Annotated in this window: 32 protein-coding genes and 2 tRNA genes; 18 read left to right on the plus strand and 16 right to left on the minus strand. The window is 31.9% G+C overall.

What is annotated here, in order from left to right; translation table 11 throughout:
* Window positions 1–53: 53 nt before the first annotated feature.
* The gene (locus tag JJ842_02690) at window positions 54–1,559 is read right to left on the minus strand and encodes a carboxypeptidase M32 (GenBank protein ID MBO6970823.1); all 1,506 of its coding nucleotides are present in this window, start codon (window positions 1,557–1,559) and stop codon (window positions 54–56) included.
* Between the two features lie 107 nt (window positions 1,560–1,666).
* On the opposite strand from JJ842_02690, the gene JJ842_02695 reads away from it, so the two are divergent.
* Genes JJ842_02695 through JJ842_02710 form a run of 4 tightly spaced genes read left to right on the plus strand, consistent with a single transcriptional unit; the run spans window position 1,667 to window position 5,130 of the window.
* Window positions 1,667–2,152: a YjbQ family protein gene (locus JJ842_02695; GenBank protein ID MBO6970824.1), complete on the plus strand. Its 486-nt coding sequence runs from the start codon at window positions 1,667–1,669 to the stop codon at window positions 2,150–2,152.
* 13 nt (window positions 2,153–2,165) lie between these two features.
* Complete coding sequence (locus JJ842_02700; protein ID MBO6970825.1) at window positions 2,166–2,456, plus strand: 4a-hydroxytetrahydrobiopterin dehydratase; 291 nt, start codon at window positions 2,166–2,168, stop codon at window positions 2,454–2,456.
* A gap of 41 nt (window positions 2,457–2,497) precedes the next feature.
* Window positions 2,498–3,574, plus strand: a complete 1,077-nt coding sequence (locus JJ842_02705) for a GTP-binding protein (protein MBO6970826.1) — start codon at window positions 2,498–2,500, stop codon at window positions 3,572–3,574.
* Between the two features lie 17 nt (window positions 3,575–3,591).
* Window positions 3,592–5,130, plus strand: a complete 1,539-nt coding sequence (locus tag JJ842_02710; GenBank protein MBO6970827.1) for an iron ABC transporter permease — start codon at window positions 3,592–3,594, stop codon at window positions 5,128–5,130.
* Here JJ842_02710 and JJ842_02715 read toward each other — a convergent pair.
* The 4 genes from JJ842_02715 to JJ842_02730 all read right to left on the minus strand — a co-directional run bounded on the left by JJ842_02715 (window position 5,127) and on the right by JJ842_02730 (window position 8,282).
* A complete protein-coding gene (locus JJ842_02715) occupies window positions 5,127–6,083 on the minus strand; it encodes a flippase-like domain-containing protein (GenBank protein ID MBO6970828.1) in 957 nt (318 codons plus the stop codon). The genes JJ842_02710 and JJ842_02715 overlap by 4 nt on opposite strands.
* Entirely contained in the window at window positions 6,080–7,306 is a 1,227-nt protein-coding gene (larC, locus tag JJ842_02720) for a nickel pincer cofactor biosynthesis protein LarC (GenBank protein ID MBO6970829.1), read from the minus strand. Before larC ends, JJ842_02715 begins: the two co-directional genes overlap by 4 nt.
* A 61-nt stretch (window positions 7,307–7,367) precedes the next feature.
* Window positions 7,368–7,958 carry a hypothetical protein gene (locus JJ842_02725; GenBank protein MBO6970830.1) on the minus strand — a complete coding sequence of 197 codons (591 nt, stop codon included), beginning with the start codon at window positions 7,956–7,958 and terminating at the stop codon, window positions 7,368–7,370.
* A 39-nt stretch (window positions 7,959–7,997) separates the two neighbouring features.
* Window positions 7,998–8,282 carry a hypothetical protein gene (locus tag JJ842_02730; protein MBO6970831.1) on the minus strand — a complete coding sequence of 95 codons (285 nt, stop codon included), beginning with the start codon at window positions 8,280–8,282 and terminating at the stop codon, window positions 7,998–8,000.
* 71 nt (window positions 8,283–8,353) lie between these two features.
* On the opposite strand from JJ842_02730, the gene xth reads away from it, so the two are divergent.
* Window positions 8,354–9,199: an exodeoxyribonuclease III gene (gene xth / locus JJ842_02735; protein MBO6970832.1), complete on the plus strand. Its 846-nt coding sequence runs from the start codon at window positions 8,354–8,356 to the stop codon at window positions 9,197–9,199.
* 227 nt (window positions 9,200–9,426) lie between these two features.
* The gene (gene hemL, locus JJ842_02740; GenBank protein MBO6970833.1) at window positions 9,427–10,728 is read left to right on the plus strand and encodes a glutamate-1-semialdehyde 2,1-aminomutase; all 1,302 of its coding nucleotides are present in this window, start codon (window positions 9,427–9,429) and stop codon (window positions 10,726–10,728) included.
* Window positions 10,729–10,799: 71 nt separating this feature from the next.
* Here hemL and JJ842_02745 read toward each other — a convergent pair whose 3' ends face one another.
* The 5 genes from JJ842_02745 to JJ842_02765 form a co-directional block, all read right to left on the minus strand.
* Window positions 10,800–11,603: a prohibitin family protein gene (locus JJ842_02745; protein ID MBO6970834.1), complete on the minus strand. Its 804-nt coding sequence runs from the start codon at window positions 11,601–11,603 to the stop codon at window positions 10,800–10,802.
* Between the two features lie 115 nt (window positions 11,604–11,718).
* Complete coding sequence (locus JJ842_02750) at window positions 11,719–11,925, minus strand: hypothetical protein (protein MBO6970835.1); 207 nt, start codon at window positions 11,923–11,925, stop codon at window positions 11,719–11,721.
* Window positions 11,926–11,951: 26 nt separating this feature from the next.
* Entirely contained in the window at window positions 11,952–12,449 is a 498-nt protein-coding gene (locus tag JJ842_02755) for a YajQ family cyclic di-GMP-binding protein (protein ID MBO6970836.1), read from the minus strand.
* Between the two features lie 66 nt (window positions 12,450–12,515).
* The gene (locus JJ842_02760) at window positions 12,516–13,028 is read right to left on the minus strand and encodes a DNA recombination-mediator protein A (protein ID MBO6970837.1); all 513 of its coding nucleotides are present in this window, start codon (window positions 13,026–13,028) and stop codon (window positions 12,516–12,518) included.
* Window positions 13,029–13,053: 25 nt separating this feature from the next.
* The gene (locus JJ842_02765; GenBank protein ID MBO6970838.1) at window positions 13,054–14,163 is read right to left on the minus strand and encodes a phosphotransacetylase family protein; all 1,110 of its coding nucleotides are present in this window, start codon (window positions 14,161–14,163) and stop codon (window positions 13,054–13,056) included.
* Window positions 14,164–14,315: 152 nt separating this feature from the next.
* On the opposite strand from JJ842_02765, the gene JJ842_02770 reads away from it, so the two are divergent.
* The gene (locus JJ842_02770; GenBank protein ID MBO6970839.1) at window positions 14,316–15,035 is read left to right on the plus strand and encodes an NAD-dependent epimerase/dehydratase family protein; all 720 of its coding nucleotides are present in this window, start codon (window positions 14,316–14,318) and stop codon (window positions 15,033–15,035) included.
* Window positions 15,036–15,038: 3 nt separating this feature from the next.
* Here the strand turns inward: JJ842_02770 and map are convergent, their stop codons facing one another.
* Window positions 15,039–15,896, minus strand: coding sequence for a type I methionyl aminopeptidase (gene map, locus JJ842_02775; GenBank protein MBO6970840.1), 858 nt, complete (start codon window positions 15,894–15,896; stop codon window positions 15,039–15,041).
* Window positions 15,897–15,981: 85 nt separating this feature from the next.
* Here map and JJ842_02780 point away from each other — a divergent pair, with 85 nt between their 5' ends.
* The 6 genes from JJ842_02780 to JJ842_02805 all read left to right on the plus strand — a co-directional run bounded on the left by JJ842_02780 (window position 15,982) and on the right by JJ842_02805 (window position 18,819).
* Complete coding sequence (locus tag JJ842_02780) at window positions 15,982–16,281, plus strand: PepSY domain-containing protein (GenBank protein ID MBO6970841.1); 300 nt, start codon at window positions 15,982–15,984, stop codon at window positions 16,279–16,281.
* Window positions 16,282–16,403: 122 nt separating this feature from the next.
* The gene (rplS, locus tag JJ842_02785) at window positions 16,404–16,784 is read left to right on the plus strand and encodes a 50S ribosomal protein L19 (protein ID MBO6970842.1); all 381 of its coding nucleotides are present in this window, start codon (window positions 16,404–16,406) and stop codon (window positions 16,782–16,784) included.
* A 53-nt stretch (window positions 16,785–16,837) separates the two neighbouring features.
* Window positions 16,838–16,910, plus strand: a tRNA-Trp gene (locus JJ842_02790).
* A gap of 35 nt (window positions 16,911–16,945) precedes the next feature.
* A complete protein-coding gene (locus JJ842_02795) occupies window positions 16,946–17,140 on the plus strand; it encodes a hypothetical protein (GenBank protein MBO6970843.1) in 195 nt (64 codons plus the stop codon).
* 148 nt (window positions 17,141–17,288) lie between these two features.
* Window positions 17,289–17,362, plus strand: a tRNA-Asp gene (locus JJ842_02800).
* Window positions 17,363–17,379: 17 nt separating this feature from the next.
* The gene (locus JJ842_02805; protein MBO6970844.1) at window positions 17,380–18,819 is read left to right on the plus strand and encodes a glutamate--tRNA ligase; all 1,440 of its coding nucleotides are present in this window, start codon (window positions 17,380–17,382) and stop codon (window positions 18,817–18,819) included.
* On the opposite strand, the gene JJ842_02810 is transcribed toward JJ842_02805, so the two are convergent.
* The 3 genes from JJ842_02810 to tsaD form a co-directional block, all read right to left on the minus strand.
* Window positions 18,811–20,016, minus strand: coding sequence for a cation:proton antiporter (locus JJ842_02810; GenBank protein MBO6970845.1), 1,206 nt, complete (start codon window positions 20,014–20,016; stop codon window positions 18,811–18,813). The two genes, JJ842_02805 and JJ842_02810, sit on opposite strands and share 9 nt — an antisense overlap.
* 164 nt (window positions 20,017–20,180) lie before the next feature.
* Complete coding sequence (locus JJ842_02815) at window positions 20,181–20,357, minus strand: high light inducible protein (protein MBO6970846.1); 177 nt, start codon at window positions 20,355–20,357, stop codon at window positions 20,181–20,183.
* Window positions 20,358–20,362: 5 nt separating this feature from the next.
* Window positions 20,363–21,433: a tRNA (adenosine(37)-N6)-threonylcarbamoyltransferase complex transferase subunit TsaD gene (tsaD, locus tag JJ842_02820; protein MBO6970847.1), complete on the minus strand. Its 1,071-nt coding sequence runs from the start codon at window positions 21,431–21,433 to the stop codon at window positions 20,363–20,365.
* A 75-nt stretch (window positions 21,434–21,508) separates the two neighbouring features.
* Here tsaD and JJ842_02825 point away from each other — a divergent pair, with 75 nt between their 5' ends.
* On the plus strand, window positions 21,509–22,063 hold the full coding sequence (locus tag JJ842_02825; GenBank protein MBO6970848.1) for a Photosystem I reaction center subunit III: 555 nt from the start codon (window positions 21,509–21,511) through the stop codon (window positions 22,061–22,063).
* A gap of 28 nt (window positions 22,064–22,091) precedes the next feature.
* Window positions 22,092–22,226, plus strand: a complete 135-nt coding sequence (gene psaJ / locus JJ842_02830; GenBank protein MBO6970849.1) for a photosystem I reaction center subunit IX — start codon at window positions 22,092–22,094, stop codon at window positions 22,224–22,226.
* 14 nt (window positions 22,227–22,240) lie between these two features.
* On the opposite strand, the gene gmk is transcribed toward psaJ, so the two are convergent.
* Window positions 22,241–22,795: a guanylate kinase gene (gene gmk / locus JJ842_02835; GenBank protein MBO6970850.1), complete on the minus strand. Its 555-nt coding sequence runs from the start codon at window positions 22,793–22,795 to the stop codon at window positions 22,241–22,243.
* 73 nt (window positions 22,796–22,868) lie between these two features.
* Here gmk and JJ842_02840 point away from each other — a divergent pair, with 73 nt between their 5' ends.
* From JJ842_02840 to tatC, 3 genes are all read left to right on the plus strand, one after another.
* Window positions 22,869–24,569 carry a DUF814 domain-containing protein gene (locus JJ842_02840; protein MBO6970851.1) on the plus strand — a complete coding sequence of 567 codons (1,701 nt, stop codon included), beginning with the start codon at window positions 22,869–22,871 and terminating at the stop codon, window positions 24,567–24,569.
* 30 nt (window positions 24,570–24,599) lie between these two features.
* Window positions 24,600–24,860 carry a hypothetical protein gene (locus tag JJ842_02845; protein ID MBO6970852.1) on the plus strand — a complete coding sequence of 87 codons (261 nt, stop codon included), beginning with the start codon at window positions 24,600–24,602 and terminating at the stop codon, window positions 24,858–24,860.
* An 80-nt stretch (window positions 24,861–24,940) separates the two neighbouring features.
* Entirely contained in the window at window positions 24,941–25,699 is a 759-nt protein-coding gene (gene tatC, locus JJ842_02850) for a twin-arginine translocase subunit TatC (GenBank protein MBO6970853.1), read from the plus strand.
* Here tatC and JJ842_02855 read toward each other — a convergent pair.
* The gene (locus JJ842_02855; protein ID MBO6970854.1) at window positions 25,668–25,985 is read right to left on the minus strand and encodes a DUF3067 family protein; all 318 of its coding nucleotides are present in this window, start codon (window positions 25,983–25,985) and stop codon (window positions 25,668–25,670) included. The genes tatC and JJ842_02855 overlap by 32 nt on opposite strands.
* Window positions 25,986–26,030: the final 45 nt, after the last annotated feature.

A 26,030-nucleotide genomic window follows, 5' to 3' on the forward strand; every position in this document is an offset into this window, starting at 1 on the left:
TTTTTGTTTATCTTACATCCTCGCACTCAAACAAATTCTTTAAAAGTAATGTTTCAGCAAAAATCATCTATTTTAGACCGTAAATGATTAATAAAATAATTTGGCGATAGTTCTTTATCAGTGACAGCTCTTACCAACTCCATAGAGTTAACTGATCTGCCATATTTGTGTATATTATTTTTTAACCATGAAATGATCTTTTGATATTCACCATTTTCAATTACATTATCAATCAAACCAACATCTTTTTCCATTTGATTGGATATTTGTGCACTTATAAGATGTCCTAACAAATATGAGGGGAAATATCCAAAAGCACCTTCACTCCAATGAACATCTTGAAGACAACCTTCTGAATCATTAGATGGTTTTATTCCTAACAGTTCACCATATCTTTTATTCCATTCTGTTGGAATATCCTCAACAGGTAACCCTCCCTCAATTAAATCTATTTCAAGTTCGGTCCTAATAAGAATATGTAAACCATAAGTCAATTCATCTGCTTCAACCCTATTTAATCCTGCTTCCAAATGATTAATAGATTTCCAAAGTTCAAAATAATTATTTAATGTACATCCAGCTGAAACAAATTTTTTAAAAAATCTCTTCGAAAAAGATTTTGATTTAACTATTCTATTTTCCCAAAATAAAGACTGACTTTCATGTATACCCATAGAAGTTGCTTGACCTAAAGGCCAAGCAAACCATTGATGACTTTGAGATGGCAGACCTTGCTCATAAATTGAATGCCCCCACTCATGCGCAGTTGCTAAAAAACTTGATAGAGGTTCACCTAAAACTATTCGTGTAGTGATCCTATAATCATTAGGTCCTAAAGTAATTGAAAAAGGATGGGGAGATTTGCCAACGACAACTAGATCTTTATCTCTCCCAAACTCATCAAGTAATTTAGAACATAAATTATGTTGAGATTGTGGACTTAAATCCCAGTGATATTTCTTTGACTTACTAATTCCTTTAATCAATTCTGGGAGAGTATCTTTCAAAGGCTGAAACATTTTATTCAACCACTTTAAAGTTATTTCAGGCTCAAAGGGTTGGGCTAGAGTCTCCCATGGTGAATATTGATCTGATATTTGTTTCGCCTCTTCAATCCTTAATTTGACTAGTTCTTCAAAGAATGGGAGAAAAACTTTAAAATCTGATTTTTTCTTAGCTTCTTGCCAACTTTCATATCCTTTAGACTTTGCCTTTGCTAAAGACTCAACTAATTTAGGATCTATATTTTTCGCTCTATTAAATTCCTTAATTAAAAGATTAATATTTCTTTCTTTTTCTTTAATAAAGAGAAGATTATTAGAATTTTGTTCAGTATCTAATAATTCATTTTTAGCACATTGTATTAAATTAAAAAATTCTTCAGAAGAATTTCTACTATGCAAGATTTTTGCAATATATGTAAGTTGTTCAGATCTCCAAGAAGCTCCTTTCTTGGGCATCCCAGTATTCTGATCCCAATAAAGCGTATTTTGGATTGAACCTAATATTTGAGTTTCTTTAAGATAAGCTCCCAGCTTATTCCATTGAATTTCGGCCAAAATTTACATATAAATTTAATTTATTTTAAGATAAAAATTTTGATGTTTGCATAAAACATACTTTCTTTATCCATAATAGAATATCAATTAATTGAGTTTTTATTTATATGGAACAAATATTTTCAAAATTAGAATTTATAACTAATGGTGAGGGTTTTATTGACATAACAAATGATTTGAATTTATTTATTGAAAAAAATAATTTTGATTCAGGAATTTTAAATTTAACTTCACTTCATACCAGTTGCAGCTTAACTATTAATGAGAATGCTGACCCAAACGTACTAAGAGACTTAAAAAAATATATACAATCTATAGTCCCATATAATTCCTACTTAACATTATCAAAAAATAGAGAAGAAATTTCATATAAACATTATCAAGAAGGAGCTGACGATATGCCAGCTCATATTAAAACTTCTTTAACAAACACTTGTTTATCTTTAAGTTTTCAGGGCGGCAATATTATGCTTGGCACATGGCAAGCAGTGTATTTATGGGAACATAGATTCGATCAGAAAGAAAGGGTTTTAAATTTACATATAATTGGTGAGAAAAGGCAGAATATTTATAATGTAATTAATAAGACCTAATATTAATCATTTAATGAAACCTTACCTTTTGCAAGATGAAGAATTGAAGGAATTAGTTGTCAAAATACCAGGCTGGGAAATTAACAATGAACAAATCCAGAGAGAATTTAAATTTTCTAATTTTATTGAAGCCTTCTCATTTATGACTAAAATTGCTTTAATATGCGAAAAATATAATCATCATCCTAACTGGGAAAATGTTTATTCAAAAGTAATAATTAGGTTAAGTACTCATGATTTGGGGGGCATAACAAATCTTGATCAAACATTAGCTTTAGAAATAAATGAAGTTTTCGATAAATAGAATTACAAATTTAAATTCATTCATTTAAAAAATTCGTCAAAATGTCTAAAAAATTATTACCTGTTACAATTATTAGCGGATTTTTAGGTTCTGGGAAAACTACACTTCTTAATCACATTTTAAAAAATCAAGTTGGTCTTAAAACTGCTGTTTTGGTTAATGAATTTGGAGAGATAGGAATAGATAATGACTTAATAATAGAAGGCTCAGAAGATATGATCGAATTAAATAATGGCTGTATATGTTGTTCTATTAATGGTGAATTATTAAATACAGTATCCAAAGTTTTAGAAAGATCTGAAAAAATAGACTATTTGATTGTCGAAACTACTGGGCTAGCAGATCCATTACCAGTAGCCATGACTTTTGCAGCTGGAGATCTTAGGGAAAAAGTAAGATTAGATTCAATCATCACTGTCATTGATGGAGAAAATTTTGATTTTGAAATTACTAATACAAGCATCGCCTATTCTCAGATTTTATATGGGGATATCCTTCTCTTAAATAAATGTGATTTAGTCAACGAAGAACAACTAAGGAAAGTCGAAAAATTTATAAATAAAATAAAAAAAGAACCTAGGATATTAAGATCAACCAATAGTGAAGTCGGATTACAAACAATAATGAGTGTAGGTCTATTTGAAACAGATACTTTTAAATTCGATAAGGATAAAAAAGATGTAGAAGGCAAGGAACAAGATCACTCTTCTCATTCACACGATCACTCTTCTCATTCACACGATCACTCTTCGCATTCACACGATCACTCTTCGCATTCACACGATCACTCTTCGCATTCACACGATTTGATCAATAACATAGAGGGCTTTACATCAGTTTCTTATGAGACATTTGAACCTTTTTCTTTAAGGAAATTTCAATATTTCTTAGATAATCAAATATCACAAAATGTATTTAGAGCAAAGGGTATTTTATGGTTTATGGAAAGTGAAAGAAAACACATTTTTCACTTATCTGGAAAACGATTTTCTCTAGATGATGAAGAATGGACAAAAGACAAATCAAACAAGATAGTATTAATTGGGAAAAACTTAGATCATCAAACTATTAAAAATCAACTTTCATCATGTAGATTTAATTCAGATAAGAGTACATAGTAGGATTTAATTAATTTTTGAAAATACTTATTAAAGGATTAAAAACAGCAATAAGTGAATTAAAACTTCTATATTTTACTTCGTTTATTGTTGCACTCTTAGTAATCATTCCAATTTCTAATTTTCTTCTAGAAGGAATTATTTACTTAATTAGTGGGAATTTTTCATTAGGTAATGCTGGAGGAGAAGAGGTAATAGGCACTTTAAAAGTTTTAGTGCTGACAAGTTTGTTCGGAGGAGGCTTAGGAACCTTGAATGGATGGCTGCTTTCAAATTGCGATTTTAAGTTCAGAAAAGTTCTCCGTATGTGTCAGCTTGTTCCACTAGCTGCCCCAGCATATCTAATAACAGCCATCGTGCAGGATTTGGGGAGTATTTTTGGGTATCAAATAACTGGTTTATGGTGGGGAGTCTTGATCCTTTCGATTTCTACTTATCCATACGTATTCATTCTTGCTAATGAGAGTTTTAATAAATTTGGAGTTAATCAAATCAATGCTAGTAGAGGATTAGGAGTTGGGCCATGGAGAAGCTTCTTTAGAATAGCTTTTCCAATGGCTTTACCAGCACTAATAACAGGAATAAGTTTAATGTGTATGGAATTAATGAATGAGCTCGGGACTTTTGCATTATTAAATATTCCAAGTATTTCTACAGGCATAGCTGAGAATTGGATAATTGAAGGCAATCCAAAAAGTGCTATTGGATTATCTTTGGTAGCCTTGTTAATAATTTTCACTTTAATAATTTTTGAAAAATTCTCAAGAAGAAAATCAAAGAGATGGAGTGAAAATCCTGCATTACAAGATTCTCAAGGATGGAAATTAAAAAAAACTAGAGCTTTTTTAGCAATAACCATGTCCTTATTTCCTCCAGTTTTTTCTTTTGGAATTCCGTGTTTTTGGGTTCTTCTAAATATCGATCAAATCCAAAAAGGATTATCCATTGAATTACTTACCCTTTCATTAAGGACCATTAGTTTAGGAATCTTTACGGCAATAATAACAATGTTATTCTCCTTAATAATTTCCTTAGCTAGACGACCAAACAAAAGCTTATTAATAGAACTCATAACAAATCTTTCGGGAATAGGTTATGCAATCCCAGGCACGGTATTAGCGTTATCTTTGATAAGTATTTCTTCTTCACAATTCAATTTCGTAGCTATCTGCCTACTTATTTGGGGTTATCTTGCTCGTTTTCTTACTATTTCAAAGGGTTCTATTGATTCTAGTCTTGAGAGAATTTCTCCTAGCCTTGATGAAGCGGCATTAGGACTAGGAGTGAATTGGCTGGGTATCATCAAAAAGATACACCTACCTTTACTCCAAGGGCCAATATTTGTTGGCTCACTTTTAGTTTTTGTAGACACCATAAAAGAGTTACCAATCACATTTATTTTAAGGCCATTTGATTTTGATACATTATCTGTAAGAATATATCAATATGCTGGAGATGAAAGAATAGTAGAGGCAATATTACCAGCAATTCTAATCATGACATTAGGTCTTATTGCATCAATTACATTGATACCAAGTTTAGAGAAAAAAAACTAAATTCTTTTAAATAGTTTTTTAATTAAAAAAGGGCAGCTTAAGCATAAATCTGCCGAGGTAGATATAACTCTAAAGTAAATTAAGCTAACAAGAATTATATTTTCTGGAATATTTCTGCCAACAAAAAAAAGTAGACAGGCTTCAAAAACGCCAACTCCTCCAGGAGCTGCTGGAACTACCAAACCTAAAGACCAAGACAAAGAAAAGATTACTAATAAATATAAAATGTTTAAAGTATTATTTGTATAAAAAGTATTAAGGCAAATATAAAACCCAATAAATTTTGATAAAACAAATCCTATTTCAAGTAAAAATGCTCTTGTAGGGAAAAAAGAAATTATATTGATTCTCCTTTCAAACTGGTCATTTGAATTTGCAAGTCTCAAAACCTCAAATACTTTACCCTTGAGAGAACCTAATCTTTTTAAAACAAAATAAATTAATTTCCTATTTAAAAATACTAAAGGCAAAATGAAAAACAAATAAAATGGTGAAAAAATTACTCCCAGCGATGCTAATAGAAAAGAGCCACTCAACATAAAGTAAGGTTCGATAAGTGTTGAATACAAAGCAATCTGAGGATTACTTATTTTTTTTATAAAATTAAACCTTTCAACAAAATGCCAAATCCCTCCTGGAACATATTTAAGAATATTGGTTAAAACATAAAAGGTAACTAAATTATTACTTTTAAATTCTTTCCCGAACCAATTAAGTATATATTTCCATGCATAAGCGTTGATGTAGAGGCTTAAAACACAAAATAAAAATGATAAAAATAGATTAATTCCATTTTTTTTTAAATTTACATCGAAAGAAATTTGGTCAATATTATAAAAAAAATATATACAAAAATATAGCAAGCTTGAAATAAAGAAAATACTCTTTAAAACACCAAAGTTAAAATTTTTGAGCAATTTCCAATATGGTTGCTTACTCATATTAAATCTCATTTCCAGTTTTCAAATGCTTTAAATTCTTTACTTGACTCGTCTATTAGTTGTCTTATTTCGTCAGTTGATATTTGATACTCAAGTTTTAATCTCAAAACTTCATCATTTTCTGGTTTCATTATTATTGATCCATCAGGTTTCATAATCTGTTTAACTTTTATTTTTCCAAAAGTCGTTACACATTCTCCTATCCTTCTAAGTAATGTCCATCTTGACTGGGTCCTTTCACGTACTCCAATAGTATTGGAATAATCAAACCATAACCTCCTAAAAGATTCTTTTTTCTCTACTGGTAAGATTGCTTGAATAGAAAATCCAATTCTATTTTTTTTCATATTAATAGCTTGATAAGAAACATCGAATGCTCCCTCAATTCTCAATTTTTCTATAAAATTTGAAATCTCTTCAGGTGTTTGATCGTCAATCCATGCCTCTTGAATAGATATCTCTTCATACTTTGGATTAATTTGTTCATTAATATAACAATCCTCAAATGAAGTAATTCTATAAACTCTTACCAAATTAGGGAATGGGAATTTTAGGTTGCCAATGCCTACCCCATAAGAATTAATAGTATATTTTGAAGGGGGTTGTAAATAGTCGACTAAATTAGAAAGTAAGGCAATGCCAGTAGGTGTAGATAGTTCACCTTCTATTGAATCAAAGCTTGACAAAACCTTAAATTTTTTTTGTCTTATAAGCTCTATTACAGCAGGAGGTGGCACAGATAATTTTCCATGTTCAGTATTAACAAAACCTTTCCCCAACATTGGTTCATTACAATAAACCTTCCTTGGATTTAAGTAATGCAACGCCGCACATACTCCTATGATATCCACTAGTGAATCAATAGCTCCAACTTCATGAAAATGAACATCCTCAGATTTGATGCCATGAACTTTTCCTTCAGCAATTGCTAAAGATTCAAATACTTCATAAATAATTTGCTTTAATTTGTCTTCTAAGTTCCCATTTGAAATAACTTCTTGAATACTTCTCCAAGTTCTTTTAACAGGTCTTCGATCAGTATTCTTTACCTTCGCCTTTATCCCTCGGATTGAACAACTTTTCGATTCTTTAAACTCTAGATGATAAAGATCATGTAAACCAAGCGCAATAAGTGGTTCTTCAATGATTTTTTTAGGCACACCTAAATCATAAAAAGCTCCTAACAACATATCTCCAGAGATACCTGGAGAACATTCAATTAATACATCATCCATAAATCTAAGATTTCTTAATTGGTAAAATTGCTCTGAAAATCAACCTTTCATTCTAGATATTTCAAGAAAGATCTTTTTCAATAACTTCGTACCTGATTAATTGCAAAGTATTTCCCTCTCTGGTGATATCTAAACTTACAAAACTATTAAGAAGTGCAAGAGAAAGCTCACCTTTTATAACTAATTTAAAATTTTTATTTTTTAAATTATTTAACTTTGAAGATGGACAAATTTTAATAACAATTTCTTTTTTTTGAGTATTAACAAAAACTAATTCACCTCTAACAGAAAAATAATTATCTTTTAAATCTAATTCTTCTAATAATTTGGAGAATTTAGTTTTTGAAGAATCATTTGGAAAATTATTTAGTTTATAAGGATCCCAGATACCTGCAACCTGTAAATGCAAATTTAAAGTATTTTTATTCTTTGGATAAACAACCCAAAAATAATTTTTCTTCAAATCAATATGCTTTTTTAAAAGTGATAATGCTTTACCCAGTACTACTGTTTCAATTTTTTCACCTTTATTATCAATTAAGAAACCTCTATTCAGCTGCTCACCATCATGGGGAGTAAATTTACCATTAATAATACCAATTGCTCTGTACTGCAATTGATTAGTAACTTGTGGGATAGGGTTTTTTAACATATTTGGAATTTTAAATTAAAGTTTATCGTTTTAAATTTCTTATTTTTCCTCCAGACTATCAAAGGATTTTAACGCATCATCAATAGCATCAGAAGGTTTAGTCGCATCATTCATACTATTATGTCTCCTAATCATTTCCACAATTTCAAATGGATTTGTTGGAATAACTGAACTATCATCATCTCTTTTTGTTGAGGAATCAATTTCTAATTCATCCAATAAATATTCAGCTTTTAAGTAATCAGCTTTTGAGGAAAAAAATGAAATAAAAATAATTATTAAGGATATTGATTTAGGTAAGCTTTTGCAAAAAAAATTTTTCATCTTATTTAATTTCAAAATTCTTTAACGTATAAAATTTTTGCTAACTTAATTTTACATAATATGGTAAAAAATTGTTAATAGCAACTTGGAATGTTAACTCTATAAGAACCAGACTTTCACAAATAATAGATTGGATGAATAAAGTCAGTCCAGATATTCTATGTTTTCAAGAAACAAAAGTAATGGATGATAGTTTCCCAGTTGAACCTTTCGAAAAATTAGGATATTCAGTAGAGGTTTACGGACAAAAGTCATATAATGGTGTTGCTATTGTTTCTAAAATAAAAGCTGAAAATATAAACAAAGGATTTTACGGTTGTACGGACTTTGATCAAAACTTCGACACTTTTCTAGATCAAAAAAGATTAATTTCTGCTGATATTAATGGTATTAAGATAATAAATGTTTATGTTCCTAATGGATCTTCACTGGAGTCTGATAAGTTCGAGTATAAGATTAATTGGCTAAAATGTTTATCTTCATTCTTGGATGATCAAGAAAAAAAAGGAAAGCCGATTTGTCTTGTGGGCGATTTTAATATTGCTCCATCTAATTTAGATATTCATGATCCAAAGAAATATGAAGGAGGAATAATGGCATCAAAAATAGAAAGGAATGAACTAGATAATGTTCTGAAAGGAAGATTAATAGATTCTTTCAGGATTTTTGAAAAAAACACTGGTCATTGGAGTTGGTGGGATTACCGTAATAACTCATATGAATTAAATAAAGGTTGGAGAATAGACCATATTTATATCAGTAAAGAACTTTCATCAAAACTTAAAAGTTGTGTGATAGACAGCTCACTTAGAGCAAACTTACGCCCTAGTGATCATGCCCCAGTAATGATTGATCTTAACTTAAATGACATAAATGAAGATTTTTTTGAGGATGAGGATAATTTTTTCGAAATATAAATAATATAAATAGATTTCTATTTAACACCTGAAAAGGCTTACAAGTAAAGGGTTATTTATAGATAAATTGATTTGCTTGATAATTTATTTGAAATTAATAATTTACAATCCAAACTATCGCAATAAAAATATCATAATGTAGAATTTCATTCTGATTGACAAAATTTTTACTTATTTCTAAGTTAGGACATGACTAAATTTTTTTCAAAGCTTTATTTAATTAAATTGTGACTGAAATATTAAATTGCACCAAATCTGAAGAAATTTTCTCCGCTGCCCAAGAATTAATGCCCGGAGGAGTAAGCTCTCCAGTAAGAGCCTTCAAATCTGTAGGAGGTCAGCCAATTGTTTTTGATAGAGTTAAAGGACCCTATGCTTGGGATATCGATGGGAATAGATATATTGACTACATAGGAAGTTGGGGGCCTGCTATATGTGGACATGCCCACCCTGAAGTTACAACAGCATTGCAGGAGGCTATCGAGAAAGGCACTAGTTTTGGAGCCCCATGCGTTTTAGAGAACACACTTGCTCAGATGGTAATAGATGCTGTTCCATCTGTAGAAATGGTGAGATTTGTCAACAGTGGGACTGAAGCTTGTATGGCTGTTTTAAGGCTAATGAGAGCATTTACGGGTAGAGATAAAGTTATTAAATTTGATGGATGTTATCACGGTCATGCGGATATGTTTTTAGTGAAAGCAGGATCAGGTGTCGCCACCCTAGGTTTACCAGACTCTCCAGGAGTTCCTCGAACAACAACTGTTAATACACTTACCGCTCCATACAACGATCTTGAAGCAGTAAAAAAATTATTTTCTGAAAATCCTGACGCAATTTCCGGAGTGATTCTTGAGCCTATTGTTGGAAATGCAGGCTTTATTACTCCTGAGCCTGGATTTTTAGAAGGTCTAAGAGAACTAACTACTGAGAATGGATCTTTATTGGTTTTTGATGAAGTAATGACTGGCTTTAGAATTAGTTATGGAGGTGCTCAAGAAAAATTTGGGGTTACTCCTGACTTAACAACACTCGGTAAAGTAATCGGCGGGGGACTACCTGTAGGAGCTTATGGAGGCAAAAAAGAAATAATGTCAATGGTTGCCCCTTCAGGTCCGGTTTACCAGGCAGGTACGTTGAGTGGGAATCCACTTGCGATGACCGCGGGAATAAAAACTCTTGAACTCTTGAGACAAGAGGGGACCTACGAAAAACTTGATGCACTAACTTCAAGATTAATTGAAGGTATATTGCAGTCTGCGGAAAATAATGGATTCGCGATTAACGGCGGGAGTGTAAGCGCAATGTTTGGCTTTTTCTTATGTGATGGACCAATTAGAAATTTTGATGAAGCCAAGACAAATGATGTAGAAATTTTTGGTAAGTTGCATAGAGAAATGCTCAAACGAGGAGTTTATTTAGCCCCAAGTCCTTTTGAGGCAGGCTTTACATCATTGGCACATAGCGACGAGGAAATTGATAGAACTATCGAAGCTTTTGATCAATCTTTTGCAGCTATTAAGAATTAATAATTGAATATTTATCTATAAAGAAGAAGAATTGAATGGATTATAATTTCAATAAAATTGATTAAATTAAATTATCTTTTACCTCCTACTATTACTGGTGGATTACTGCCTCCAGAGCCGGGGAGGCCTGGAACGACCTGTGTACTACCATCCCATTTGTCGAGAAATAATTTGAAAAGTACTTGATCGTCAAGACTCTTGTTTAATGTTTCGTATCTAAGAGCTTCCTGTTCTGCAATTTCCACTTCTGTTTTTGCACGTAATAATTGCTGACCCGCTATTTGCTTTTGTTCAATAGCAGCTCTATATTCTTCAGCAATCTCTAATCCGGTTAGATCCAAACTTTTAACATCTACATAATCAAAGGAATTTAGTTCTTTTGCAACAGTATCACCAACTTTTTCTGAAATGACTGCAAACTCTGTAGCAATTGTCTCTAATTCATATTGAGAAAAAACTGATTTAAGAGCTTTGAGCAAGGATGGCTGAACAATTTTTTGATAAACATCACTATTTCTGCTAGCAATAGTGGCGAAAATTCTTCCAGCCTCATTAGGCTTAACCGAGTATTTTACAGTTGCCGTAGCTCTGATAACTTGAAGATCCTTGGTTAAAGTCTCAAATTTTTCAGGTTGAACCTGAGTTTTAATGTCAAATGGATAAACAGATTGAATAAATGGAATTTTTAAGTTTAAACCAGCTCTTCTGGAAGGACCACTTACTTTCCCTAGTGTTGTTACCACTGCGACTTGTCCAGATGGAACAACAAATAAGGACTGTGTCAGCAAAAGAAAGCCTGTAAAAGACAATACTATAAATAGAGTTGCGGTCCCACCTGGACCCGTAGGTGTGACATTTTTAAAAGATGTTGACATTAAATTATTTCCTTTAATTCATCATATTTAATCAAATTAGTTAATGCATTAATAAGGCATTTAATTAAAATATTTTTTTAATAATTAATACCATGAACATTTATAAATTATTTTATTAAGTAGTGGATTTAAATTCTTGCAGAAGTTCTAAATAAAGGTCCTCATCTATCTCTCTAATATCATATTCAGAAGGCAAAACACCATGCTTATGCTCATGCACTGCCATCCAACAAAATTTTTCTATTTCTCCTTTTGAAAAGCGAGGATATTTTTTAACCTTTAGATACAATTTTCTTATAAGAGAGCTTTGATGATCTGTCATTTTTTTTAATTAAATTTTTAAAAATATTATCTAAAGTTATTAGCTTTTAAAGGAATGTTCAAAGACTCTTCTAGATCGCTGACAAGTTTAATCGCTAACTGAAGATCATTTTTGCTTTTGCTCGACACTCTTAGAGTATCCCCATTGATGCTAACATTAATTTTTTTTATTTGATCTCTAATATTTTTACTGATTTTTTTTGCTATTTCTTGTTTAATCCCTTGTTTTAATAAGATTGTCTGCTTTACTTTATTTCCACTCACAACTTCGATTTCACCGTAATCAAAAATTTTTAAAGATAAGTTTCTTTTTGTTGCCTTTTGTCTAATCATGTCATTTATAGAATTTATTGTTAATTCACTATTAGTAATTATAAAAATATTTTCTTTATCTAAAGAAACGGATGTATCTGTTCCTTTCAGGTCATATCTCTGAGAAATTTCTCTTTTTACTTGATCCAAAGTATTAACCAATTCCTGTCTATCGAATTCAGAAACAACATCAAATGAAAAACTTTCTGCCATCTTAAACTTTTAAACGCAAGATAATTAATAGCATAAATTTGATAAAAAAAGAGTAATTGGATTTATTTAATCAAAAAATAACAAACTAACAACTTTTCCCATTTCTTCTGCGCATCTACAACTATTTAATAGAGTTTCACTATCATGAAAAGCAAAGCATATTAATTGATCACACCTATTAATAATTTCTTGATTACACAGGCTACTTGCTAGTGGCAAGGGTAATTCATCATTTTCACTTTTTTCAACCAAATGCATTACCCTCTCGAGTTGATCCTTGATTTCGGGTAATTGTCTATCAAGGCTTTGTGGTAATAAAACAGTTAACAATGATGGATTAATATCTAAAACAGCACGAATAACTGCAGCATTAACCCCCTGTGATCCAGATGTAAGAATATTATGACCTTCTTCTGCTAGTGACCTTGCTATTAACTCAATCAAGTGGATATCGACAACTGGGACATGTCTACTACCCAGAAAAGCGATCCTCCTTTTCCCATCATCCTGGAGTTTTGCGAGTTCTTGAGCTAAGGCATCAACGCCTTCAGTAGCTGGTAGATCTAAAGAGCGACTCAAAATAAAATTGTTACTACATTTGAAATTAGCATTTATCTGGAAAATTGCAGGGAAAATCTATCTTTTCAAGAATTCTTTTTAGATTTACATGCTCCTGAACTAATTGAATTGCATAAGAAGCTTTTATAGATTCATGTATTCTGACATGACCAAAAGCTTGTTCAATAATTTCTACGGAAGCAAGAGTGTCTAATTCCACTTTTAAAATTGGTACTTCCAATTCCTCAGCTCTATGAATCAATTGTGATAAAGGTTCTCCCAAACCAGTAAGAATAAGGCATTGTGTCGAAGCTTCCAAGGCGGCAAGTTGGATATCAGTTCTTTCAGCTCCTGTTACTACAGCCATATTTCGTCTTCTTCTGAAAAACTCAATTGCAGAATTTACACCCATTGCACCAATACTTAATGTTTCAACAAGTAATTGATCCTTTTCAGGGCAACAAATAACTTGCGCATCTAATCTTCTTACAAGCTCTCCGACAGTAACACTTCTGAGAAGTGGTGATTTAGGCATGACCCCGAACACTTCAATATTCATACCTTTAAGAGAAGGTATTATTTCATTTTTGATTTTTTCGACTTCTTGAGGTATAACTGCATTTAATACTACTCCGGCCAAATGATCTCCCAATTGTTTTTTCGCATCGAGTAAGGCATCCACGCTTTTACAGTCTTCCCATAAATTCACAATTAAGACTTTGGCATCTAAACTCTCAGCTAATTGTGGGAGACTTAAGCCATAAATCAACCCCTCATGGAGACTTCCAGCAGCTTCAAGAATATTTAACCCTTCAAAATCATCATTGACCAACCCTCCAATTTGATCAAAACCTTTTCCTGGAAGTATATCTTTATTAGATATTCTTTTTTCAGCTGAAATATTATCTAATAACCCCACTGAAGAAATTAAATTATCCTCTTCGAGATCTAAAGTAGATCCAATAAATTTAACATCATCATCTATTAATCCTTCATAAGACATTGAAGGAAGATTAGTGAGTTCGATACATGTGGCTAGTGGTTTCCCAATGCGTACTTTCTTTTTCTCCTGTAAAAGTCTTTTTGCTATTCCTAGAACCAATGCAGATTTACCACTAAATGGCTCACATGAACCAATTAATAAAATATCACTCATAATTTGAAAATTTATTTATCGATAGGTTCAAGATAATATTTTTTTCAGAACTAAACAAATATTTATTTTTAAGCTTTAATCAAATAAACAAATAATTATTTTTTAAGGCAAATTTATTTTAATTCTCTTGTATTTCACCAAAACCAAATAAAATGATAAATTCAACGAAAAACAAAAAAACTATTGGAATTACAGGAGCTTCTGGCGCGCTAGGGAAAGAACTAACAAAGTTGTTTCGAAAGAAAGGATATAAAGTGATTGGATTTACTCACAGTAAAACTAATTCTGAGGTAAATCTTGAATCTCCTAATGAATGGATTAAATGGGAATGTGGGAAAGAATCGACCTTAAAAAAGCATTTTAAAAAGATTGATATTTTAATTTTGAACCATGGCATTTACAATTTAAGTAGATCAAACATCAATTATGAAAATTCAATAGAAATAAATGCATTAAGCAAATTCAAATTTTTAAATTTATTTGAAGATATTGCCCGAAATAATGAATCTTTAATAAAAAAAGAGATTTGGATAAATACATCTGAAGCAGAAATATTACCCGCCCTTAATCCTTCATATGAGATAAGTAAATCCCTTATTGGTCAATTAGTTTCTTTCAAAAAAAATCTTCTGGATAAAAATACTAAGAAAAAATTAATAATAAAAAAAATCATATTAGGACCTTTTAAATCAGAGCTAAATCCTATCGGAATAATGAGTCCCAAATTTGTTTCTAAAAAAATTTATGATTTAGCAAATTCAAAAAATTATTTAATAATAATTAGTCCAAACCCAATAAGCTACTTACTTTTCCCACTAAAAGAATTTTTTATTTTTTTGTATTGCCAAATTATCTATAATTACAAATCTTAGTGTCTAAAAATCTCTATCTGTCAATATTTCAATTCCATCTGTTAAAACAACTATTGTATGTTCCCATTGCGCCGATAATTTTCCATCCTTTGTTACAACGGTCCAGCCATCATTTAATGTTTTACAAAATTTAGTGCCTTCATTAACGATAGGTTCGACAGCTAAGGTCATCCCTTTACGAAGGACTACGTTAGGCAATTCATTGGTTCGAAAATTAAATACAGAGGGTTGCTCATGAAGATTTCTTCCAACTCCATGTCCTGTATAATCCTCAACTACACTAAAACCATTTTTTTTGACGACGTCTTCAATAGCCCCAGCAAGTTCATAAAGCGTAATGCCCTCTTTTATCTTGGCAAGACCAGCATAAAGAGCATCATTTGCAACCTTACTAAGTTTTAAAGCTTTATCGCTCGCTTCCCCTACGCAAATTGTGATACAACTATCCCCCCAATAATTCTCTAAATAGGCTCCAGTATCAATTTTCACAACATCACCATTTTGAATAATCTTTTTTTTACTAGGAATTCCATGAACTACCTCATTATTAATACTCGAACAAATACTTGCAGGAAAGCCATATATACCCTTAAAACCCGGTCCCAAACCCCCTGAAGGAACTGCTCCCATTTCCATAATTCTTTTTGCAGCAAAATCATCTAAATCTTGAGTACTCATTCCAGGCTTAATTAAATCTTTTATTTCTCTTAAAACCGTTGCAACAATTCTACTTGAATTTTTCATTAACTTTATTTCTCTTGGCGACTTAAATTCGATACCTCGAGTCCTTGGAATAAAAGATTCCTGATCATTTGACTTGGAATTATTTATTTTTGGTAAGAGATCTGCAAATTTCATCATTGGATTCAATAATAGGGATAGTTAAATATTTTCAAAAAAGCTTAAAACTTTTATTTATCTAAGTCTATCAATAACTAAAGTAAAAATGAAAAATTCTAGGCAATTTCATAAAGCATTGGCACCTTGGGTTTTCCTTCCATTATTTATATCTTCAATTACTGGGCTTCTTTATAGGGTTTCAAAAGATTTATTAGGTTACTCTAGAGAGCAAGTTCATTGGTTGATGTCTATCCATGAGGGCGAATGGCTTGGAGATAATGGAGAACTTATATACGTAATATTGAATTCCCTCGGAGTTTTATGGATGCTCATAACAGGATTCCAAATGTTTTCAAAAACAATTTCATTTACCAAAAAGGTTACTAAAGGCGAGTCAAAAGGTTAAGATATAGAACTTGTAGGACAAAAAAGACCAAAATGGCTAAAGAGAAACAAGAGAAGGAATTAGAAACCGCTATTAAAGCTGACACATCAATTGATGTAGCAGTTGAACAAAAAGGAAAAAACATGGTTTCTGAAACTACTCCAACCTTAAGTCCATCCAATCTGATTAAGGAATTTGAGAATGGACAATTAAAAAAGCAATTGCCTGAAATTTATGTTGGGGACACTGTTAAAGTTGGAGTAAAAATTACAGAAGGTAATAAAGAGAGAATTCAACCTTATGAAGGCGTTGTTATAGCAAAAAGGCATGGAGGCATTAACCAAACCATTACAGTTAGAAGAATTTTTCAGGGTATAGGCGTTGAAAGAGTATTTATGCTACATAGTCCACAGGTTGCCTCTCTAAAAGTTGAACGTAGAGGTAAAGTAAGAAGAGCTAAGTTATTCTATCTCAGAGATAGAGTAGGAAAAGCTACTCGCGTAAAACAACGCTTTGATCGATAAAGTTGTAAATTAATCAACTTATTGGTCACAAAGACGCTTATAATCATTTAAATGCGTCGTTAGTTCAGTTGGTAGAACGCAGGTCTCCAAAACCTGATGTCGGGGGTTCAAGTCCTCCACGACGCGTTTGATCAACATTATGTAAATCATTTTTTCATAAGATGGAGTTAGATCTTCAACCTGGGGACGTAGTTAAAGTCCTCGAATCAGCAGCATTAGGATGGGTTCGTGCAAGAGTCATCAGAGTTAAGTCTGGTGGGAGAGTTGTCGTACAAAGTGACCAAGGCAGAGAATTTACTGCTAGAGGTAACCAAGTTAGGTTGATAGAACCTGCTGGTTTTAGACCTCAAAAATAAATAGTTGTTATACTAACTCACCCGTAAAACTAACTATTTCTGTAAATGCTCAAATTAATAAATTTTTTTTATTACAACACCATAAATTAAGTATTATGATCTGATAATTTTAAGAATGAAGTTCTAAATAAATTTAGAACAAAACTCTGGGACCGTAGTTCAACTGGTTAGAGCACCGCCCTGTCACGGCGGAAGTTGCGGGTTCGAATCCCGTCGGTCCCGTTTTTTCTAAAAGAAATTTGGAAAAACGTTTAAGACTAGCCCCGAGCCCAACGGGTTTATTTCATATTGGGACAGCGCGAACAGCATTATTCAACTGGTTGTATGCAAAAAAAATAGGCGGAAAATTTCTTATCAGAATAGAAGATACAGATTTTCTTCGATCTAAATCTGAATATACAAAAAATATATTAGAGGGCTTGAAATGGCTTGGACTTAAATGGGATGAAGAACCTATAAAGCAAAGTGAACGAATTTCGATTCACAAAAGTCACATCAAAAAGCTATTGGAATATGGAGCTGCATATAGGTGCTTTACAACAGAAGATGAAATTTCTGAATTAAGAGAAGAACAAAAAAAGAAAGGATTACCTCCAAAGCATGACAATAGACACAGAAGTCTTTCAAAAGAAGAAATAGAAACATTCATTTCCCAAGGGAGGACTTCAGTAATAAGATTTAAGATTGATGAAAAAATTGAAATTAAATGGGTAGATCAGATAAGAGGCGAAATCAAATGGCTAGGGAAGGATTTAGGTGGTGATTTAGTTTTGTCAAGAAGGGCAAAGGGATATGAAATTGGAGATCCTTTGTATAACCTTGCCGTTGTAGTTGATGATAATTTCATGAATATTACTCATGTTGTAAGGGGTGAAGACCATATCTCGAACACTGCAAAACAAATATTAATTTATAAAGCATTAAATTTTAATTTGCCGACTTTTTCGCATACACCTCTAATACTAAATAGTGAAGGTAAAAAATTATCTAAAAGAGATTGCGTTACTTCAATCGACGAATTTAGGGATATGGGATATTTACCTGAGGCCTTATCGAACTATATGGCCTTTTTAGGTTGGTCTCCAAAATCTGCAGACAGAGAAATACTCTCACTTGATGAGATATCTGAAATTTTTGACTTATCAGACATAAATAAAGCTGGAGCAAAATTCAGTTGGGAAAAACTCAACTGGATTAACTCTCAATATATAAAAAAAATGGAATCAATAAAGTTAAGTGAGATAATGAAGGAATACTGGGATGATAATGGTTGGGTGCCGCCATCTCAAGAATGGGCTAATAAATTAGCAATTTTGCTTAGAGACTCTATCACTCTTTTAAAAGATGCTATTGATCAATCAAAACCGTTTTTCTTAATACCAACAATTCAAAAAGAAGGTCAAGATTTTCTGGAAAAAGAAGATAGCAAAGCATCTCTAAAACTAATCTTAAGTTATTTAAATGAGCAAAATACGATGAAACTAGATAAAGAAAAAGCCAAAGACATAATAAATGTAATCTCAAAAACGCATAATGTTAAAAAAGGAATATTAATGAAATCATTAAGAGTAGCTTTTTTTGGATCTCTCAGTGGGCCAGATTTAATTCAAAGTTGGGAACTTTTCTCAGAGAGCAAAACTGATAGATCTCGAATTGAAAGATGTCTTAAATCAATCTAAATTATTTTTTTGTTCTAATTCAAGCCTATTTGCCAAAGGTTTAGCTGAAAGACCCTGGATTCCTACTGTCAATAAAATGGTAAGAAAAACTAAACCTTGAAGACGGCCAGCCCCAAGGATACCAGCCTGCTCTAACCTTATAGAAAAAAGAGAAGCTACAGCTGCAGTAACAATACCTCTTGGGGCTAACCAGGCTAAAAATATTTTTTCTTTTAAGTTCAATTCTCTTCCCATTGTTGCTACCCATATAGAAAAAGGACGAACAATTAACATCAACATGAAAACACAAACAACCCCTCCCCAGCCAAGGGGACTTAGTTCACCCCAAGAAACGTCAGCGGCCAAAAGAGGAAAAAGAACTGTAATTGCTAATTGAGCTAACTCACCTATTAGATTATCCAATCTCTCCTTATCTATAACTTCTCTTTTTCCGACAATAAAACCTGCTGCGACAGAAGCCGGTAAGCCTGATTCTGGCAGAAAATATTCGCAAATTCCATACACAAGGAAAATAAATCCAAGTGTAACTTGAAGCTCTATACCAAATGAGGCTTCATTTTTTATTTTTTTTAGAATTTCTGATAGTAACCATCCTGCACTTAATCCAATTAAGACTCCTCCCCCTAATCTTTGCATTAATGCTACAAATACATCGTTAATCCCACGGAGGTCGCCTAAAGTCAGTTCTAAAAGCAGTAATGCCAGTACTGCACCAATTGGTTCAAGCAACAACCCCTCAGCTTTTAAAACTTCCGAGAGAGGGGAAGCTAATTTTATTTGTTCCACTAATGGAGAGACAACTGTTGGCCCAGTAGCCAGAACGATAGCACTATATATTCCTGCAACTTGCCATGAGAGGCCTGCCAGCCAATGAGAAATAAAAATTCCAGCTGATAATGAAATAAAAAGTCTTACCAATGAAATTTTCAAAACAGTATTTCTTATATTCCCCTCAGGCAGTTTTAAATTTAGTCCCCCTTCAAATAGAACCAAACAGACTAAAAGCCCTACAATAGTTTCAAGCCCTTGCCCAAGATCTAAAGGCTCAACAAGTCCTAAACCTGATCTTCCTATAAGTAATCCAGAAAGCAATAAAATAACAACACTGGGGAATCCTGTTAAAGAAGAAAATAATCGAGCACAAGCACCTGCGAAAACAGTTATTCCCCAAAGTAATCCAAGCCTTTCAGGCGTCATAAAAAATTATATATAGTAAAAATATTTATTATTTTGATTAAATCAACAATCTTATCTGAAGTCCAATTAATACAATACTTTTTAATTTAATTAATCAGCTGAACAAGGATAATTTTTATTAAATATTTCAAAACTACTTTTAAATCAAATGAATTTTATTTCTATTAAGAAAATTGGCTTATTAAAACAATAATTATAAAAATAATTCCTATACCAACAGTTGCCATCCTTCCATTCCATATTTCAGCTTGAGGGGTAAAACCTCTTTTCCACAAATTCAGTTCCTTTTTGTCAACAAAGTTTTTTGTCTCTTTAATCTCGATTTTAGGTTGTTTGTTCATTGAAGTTAAAAAGGAGGGCTTTCTTCATAAAGGGTATTTGCTTGTTCAATTGATAGTCTTCCTGCGACACCTAATTTAAGGGAACTAAAATGATCCTTTAATTTGATCCTGAACAACGCTGCCGCTCCAATCATTGCCGCATTATCTGTACAAAGTTTGAGGGGAGCTAAATGAACTTTAATAGATTTTTTACTTGCTTCACTAATCATCATTTTTCTTAATGTATTGTTAGCAGCCACTCCTCCAACTACAACAACATCATCCAAGCTGTAATCTTCTGCGCATTTTATTGTTCTCTCTACCAAGACTTCTGCCACTACTCTCTCAAAACTTGCAGCAATATCAGGAATTGGAATGGTATTCCCATCCAAATTTATTCTCTCAACTAATCTTAATACTGCAGTTTTTAGACCGCTAAAAGAGAAATCATATTTAAGAAATCCACCTTTTTTATCAGAAATCCTACATTTTGGTAAATTGAATTTCATTGGGTCCCCATTTTTAGCAATTTTTTCAATTGCCGGTCCTCCAGGATAACTCAGACCTAATAGTCTTCCAACTTTATCAAATGCTTCTCCTGCGGCATCATCAAAACTTTTCCCAAGTCTCTGCATTCCCCTTCTATCATCAACCCTTATCAATTCAGTGTGTCCGCCGCTAACAAGTAATGTAAGAAAAGATTTCTTTGGATAGTTTTCTGAAAATAGAATTGAAGATAAATGGCCCTCTAAATGATGAATCCCTAAAAATGGCTTTGAATGTAACATGCAAAGTGATCTTGCAGTTATAGAGCCAACTCGTAAACAACCAACTAATCCAGGAGCTACAGTTGATGCAATATAGTCCATTTCCTCAATTTTGAATTTTGATTCTTCTAAAGCCTTATCTAAAACAAAAGGTAATAACTCTAAGTGCTTTCTAGCTGCAAGTTCAGGCACGACACCTCCCCATTTTGAATGATCCTCAATTTGAGATGCGATTATATTTGAATGTATTCTGAAATTATCGCCAATATTAGAAACTATTGAGACAGATGTCTCATCACAACTTGTTTCAATAGCTAAAACTTTATGCATTTTTGATTCAACTTGTTCTATTTTAATATTAATTTCTTACTTAAACACATTATAAGGAATTAAAGATTGCAACTTATGAAATTCTTTTTTTCAATCATAACCTCAGTTTTTCTGTTCCTAGGAATTACTCCAATTGCTCTGGCTGCTAATGGGCCTGCGTTAAACGCAGATAGAGCTAGCACTGAATATACTGCTTCAGCCCTCACAAAATGCTCTGAAAATCCTAAATTCATTGAGAGAGCAAATTCTGCAACTACTCAAAAAGACATCTCAAGATTTGAAAGATATGGGAAAGCATCATGCGGAGATGATGGTCTTCCACATTTAATAATTGGACCTCCTCTTGAGCCATGGGGGGCTCTTTTAAATAGAGGTCATGAAGGAGATTTACTTATCCCCGGAGTATTGTTCATTTACATTGCTGGAATTATAGGCTGGTCTGGAAGAGAGTATCTGATTGAATCAAAAAAGACCAAGAATCCAGCAGATCTTGAGATCATTATTGACCTAGATTTAGCCAGAAAATGTCTTGTAAAAGGAGCCCAATGGCCTCTTCTTGCTAATAAACAAGGTAGAAATGGAGATTTAAGAGAGAAAGATAACAACATTACACTTAATGGTCCTCGCTAAACATCCTTAAAAAACTTTCATAAAACAAATGTTCAAAATTCTAAACACAAAATTTATCAGGTCTGCTCCAGTGGTAGCAGCAATTTGGCTAAGCCTTACAGCTGGAATAATTATTGAATTTAATAGGTTTTTCCCAGATTTATTATTCCATCCAATGAGTTGATAAATAGAAAATAATCAAGTTTTTATTAACTTGATTATTTTTTTTGCTGTTTCATCAACATTGTGATTTGTTAATGCAAAATCAAATTCATTTGATACTGAAATCTCATAATTAGCCCTTGAGAGTCTTTTTTTAATTGCCTCTTCTTTTTCTGTACCTCTATTTCTTATTCTTCTCTCTAACTCTTGTTTATCAGGAGGAAGTAAAAATATTGACTGTGAATTAGGAAACTTATTTTTTATTTGCCTTGCACCCTCTACTTCAATTTCAAGTAGTACGGTAAATCCCTTTTTTATTTTCTCATTAACTGAAGACAAAGGCGTTCCATAGAAGTTTCCAGCAAATTGAGCCCATTCAAGGAAAAGGTTTTGTTCAATCATTTCTTTAAACTTTTCTTGGTTTAAGAAATAATAATTTTCTCCGTCCTTCTCTCCCTCTCTAGGTTCTCTAGTAGTTGCAGATATTGAAAGCCAAAAGTTTTTTTCTTTACCTAATATTTCTTTAACAACTGTTCCTTTACCTACCCCGCTGGGTCCAGTAAGGATAATAAGTTTTTTTTGATTTTTCATATTAAATTTTTTACAGTAAAATAGACATCTTGTGAACTAAAAAGGAATAATGCAAAAAGGTGTTCCACAGATAATGGATATTACATCTATTAGATCTGTCTTGCATTATTTGTCAAAGAATATCTTACCTACAAAGTTTGAGACTGCCCAACAACCAGAGCCTAATACAATTCAATTATGTTTCAGAGGAGTTGATTCTCAAACATGGTTAGAAGTTTCATGGAATGGAGACTCTCCAAGAATACTAAAGATAAATAAGCCAGAAAAGATAGGGAGAGAAAGCACACTTTCTAAACAAATAAGATACGGATTAAAGTATATGGCTTTAATTTCGATTGATCAAGATGATTTTGAGAGAGTTATAAAATTTAGTTTTGCGAAAAAACCTGGAGATGAAATTAATAAGTATTTAATTTTTGAATTAATGGGAAAACATAGTAATATTTTTTATCTGGATAATAAACATAAGATAATTGCCGTTGGTAAACAAATTAAATCAAGTCAATCTAGTTTTAGAACAATTTCAACAGGATCAATTTATTCTGGCCCTCCAGTCAATCTCAAAAAACAACCTAGAGAAGATGAGTCTTTTCAATCATGGAAAGACTCAATTTCAATAGTACCTGAGTCTTTGAAATACTGTTTAATAAATACCTATCAAGGAGTAAGCCCTATCCTCACAAAACAATTAGAGGTTGTTAGCTCAACTGTTAATTCAGAAATAATGGGGAAAAATATTGATTTCATTAGCAACTCAGACTTAAAGGAGATATTTAAAAATTGGAAGATTTGGATAAATAGGTTTAAAAACAATAACTTTAACTTTTCTACATTCAACAAAGATTTTTATTGCGTTTGGTTTTTTGATAAGGAAATTAATTGCGAAAATAAAACAGATTTATGCACAAGCTTAGAGAATTATTATGATTATCATCTGAAACAAAAAAAACTTGAATTATTGAAAAAGAAAATTGAAGGGATAATTTTTAAGCAGGCAAATACTGAGAAAAAGAATTTAAATATTCAAAATGATCTTCTGACAAAATCAGAAAACTACGAGATATATAAAGAAAAAGCTGATATTATATTCTCCTCACATGAAATTAAAAAACAGGACATTATAAAGGGACAAAAACTATATAAAAAATCAAAAAAACTAAAGAGATCTAGAGAATTAATAAAAGAAAGATTAAGCATTTACAAAACAAATATAGAGAGATTAGACGAATTCACTACGCTTCTAGAAAATTTAAATTCTTTAAATCATGAAAAACTTTCTATGAGAATCAAACTAATAGAAGAAATTATGGAAGAAATTTGTAACGAGTTTAATATCAATATCAAAAAGCAAAGAGAAGATCAGAAAAATACATATGAGATAGAGTCTTCACCAATTCAAGTTGACACTCCCACAGGATTAAAGCTTCAGGTAGGGCGAAATATGAGGCAAAATGATTTAATAAGCTTTAAGTTCTCAAAAAAAGGCGATTTATGGTTTCATGCACAGGAATCACCAGGCAGTCATGTAGTTTTAAAGTCTTCATCTCAAGTAGCATCTGAACAAGATCTTCAAATAGCTGCTGATTTAGCTGCTTTATTTAGTAAGGCAAAAAGAAACATTAAAGTTCCAATTAATTTAGTAAAGATTAAAGATTTGCAAAAAATCAAAAACGGAGGACCGGGTTGCGTTTCCTTTAAAAATGGAGAAATTATTTGGGGAAATCCTACAAGAGGAGAAGATTACATTAAAAAAAATCTTAAAACAGTAATTTAGTTTATAATAAAAAAAAAATTTTAAATCTAAATGTTTGATTTTCTTTTAGGCACTCATGAATTTTTAGGAAATCATAGTTTTCCAGAATTTATTGTTGGATATCTATTTGGTGCTGCATTAATAATTGGAGCTCCTACTGTTTTCTTACTACTTGCCTTCGTAAGCGCTTTAATGAAAACAAATGGGAAAATGGGTGGATATAGAGAATATGAAACTTATGGTGAATCATCTTTGAATGATGCCCCTCCTTTCTTATTACCAGATCCAACAAATCCTAAATTAAGCAAATAATTAAGTTTATTGAAAAATAAATTGGACTTTGACAATAGTAGTGTTAAACCTTTTTCTTACATAATTTTTATCAAATAATAATGAGAAGTTCAGGTCAAAGTGAAAAAAAATTATCAGATTCGATGACTTTTAGTGATCATTTAGAGGAGCTTCGTCAAAGGATACTAAACTCAATTTACTCAATAATTATTTCAATATTCTTTAGTTTTCTCATCATAAAGCCATTAATATCTTTTTTAGAAATTCCAGCTGGTGATATTCATTTACTACAACTTGCTCCAGGAGAGTTTTTATTTGTCGCTATTAAAGTTGCAGGTTACAGCGGATTGATAGTTTCTATGCCTTATATTTTTTATCAAATAATATTATTCATTTCTCCTGGGTTAACAAAACAAGAAAAAAGCCTTATCTTGCCTGCAGTTTTTGGTTCAGGTCTTCTATTTTTTTTAGGATTAATTTTTTCATGGTGGATATTAGTCCCTGCAGCAATAAATTTCTTCATTAGTTTCGGTGCTGATATTGTTGAACCAACTTGGTCTATAGAAAGATATTTTGATTTTGTTCTCTTATTAATGTCTAGCACTGCAATAGCTTTTCAATTGCCAGTATTACAATTTATTCTTGGTTCTCTAGGAATAATCACAACAGAAAAAATGATTTCGAATTGGAAGATAGTTGTAATTTCCTCTGCAATATTATCTGCAGTGATTACCCCTTCAACTGACCCATTGACTATGTCATTGCTATCTATATCGATTGTGTTTTTATTTTTTGTAGGTACTGGATTAACTTACTTATCAGAAAATCTTAAGTCAAAAACTCTTTCATCTTCTCATTAAGATCTAATTGCAAACTGACAGCTCTACCTAACCTTGGCTTAGCATTGACTTTCTTTAGCCATTCCCTTACTTCTTCTGAATATCCACATCTATTTAAAATCTCGATTTTATCAGCTATCGATTTTTTATATTCATCTTCACTTAAAGGGAATGATTCCTGTCCAAGAAATCCCCACATCATTTGAAAATACACGAATTTTCCTCTTCTAAAGAGTCTAAAATCATATTTTTTTCCCCAGCGATGAATCAAATAATGTATAACTTCATCTACTAGCAATGGGTTCATTTAAATCAATTAATTAAGACTTCCTAAACTTTTACTTTAAATTAT

Source organism: Prochlorococcus marinus CUG1433 (genome assembly GCA_017644425.1).
GTDB lineage: Bacteria > Cyanobacteriota > Cyanobacteriia > PCC-6307 > Cyanobiaceae > Prochlorococcus_A > Prochlorococcus_A marinus_U.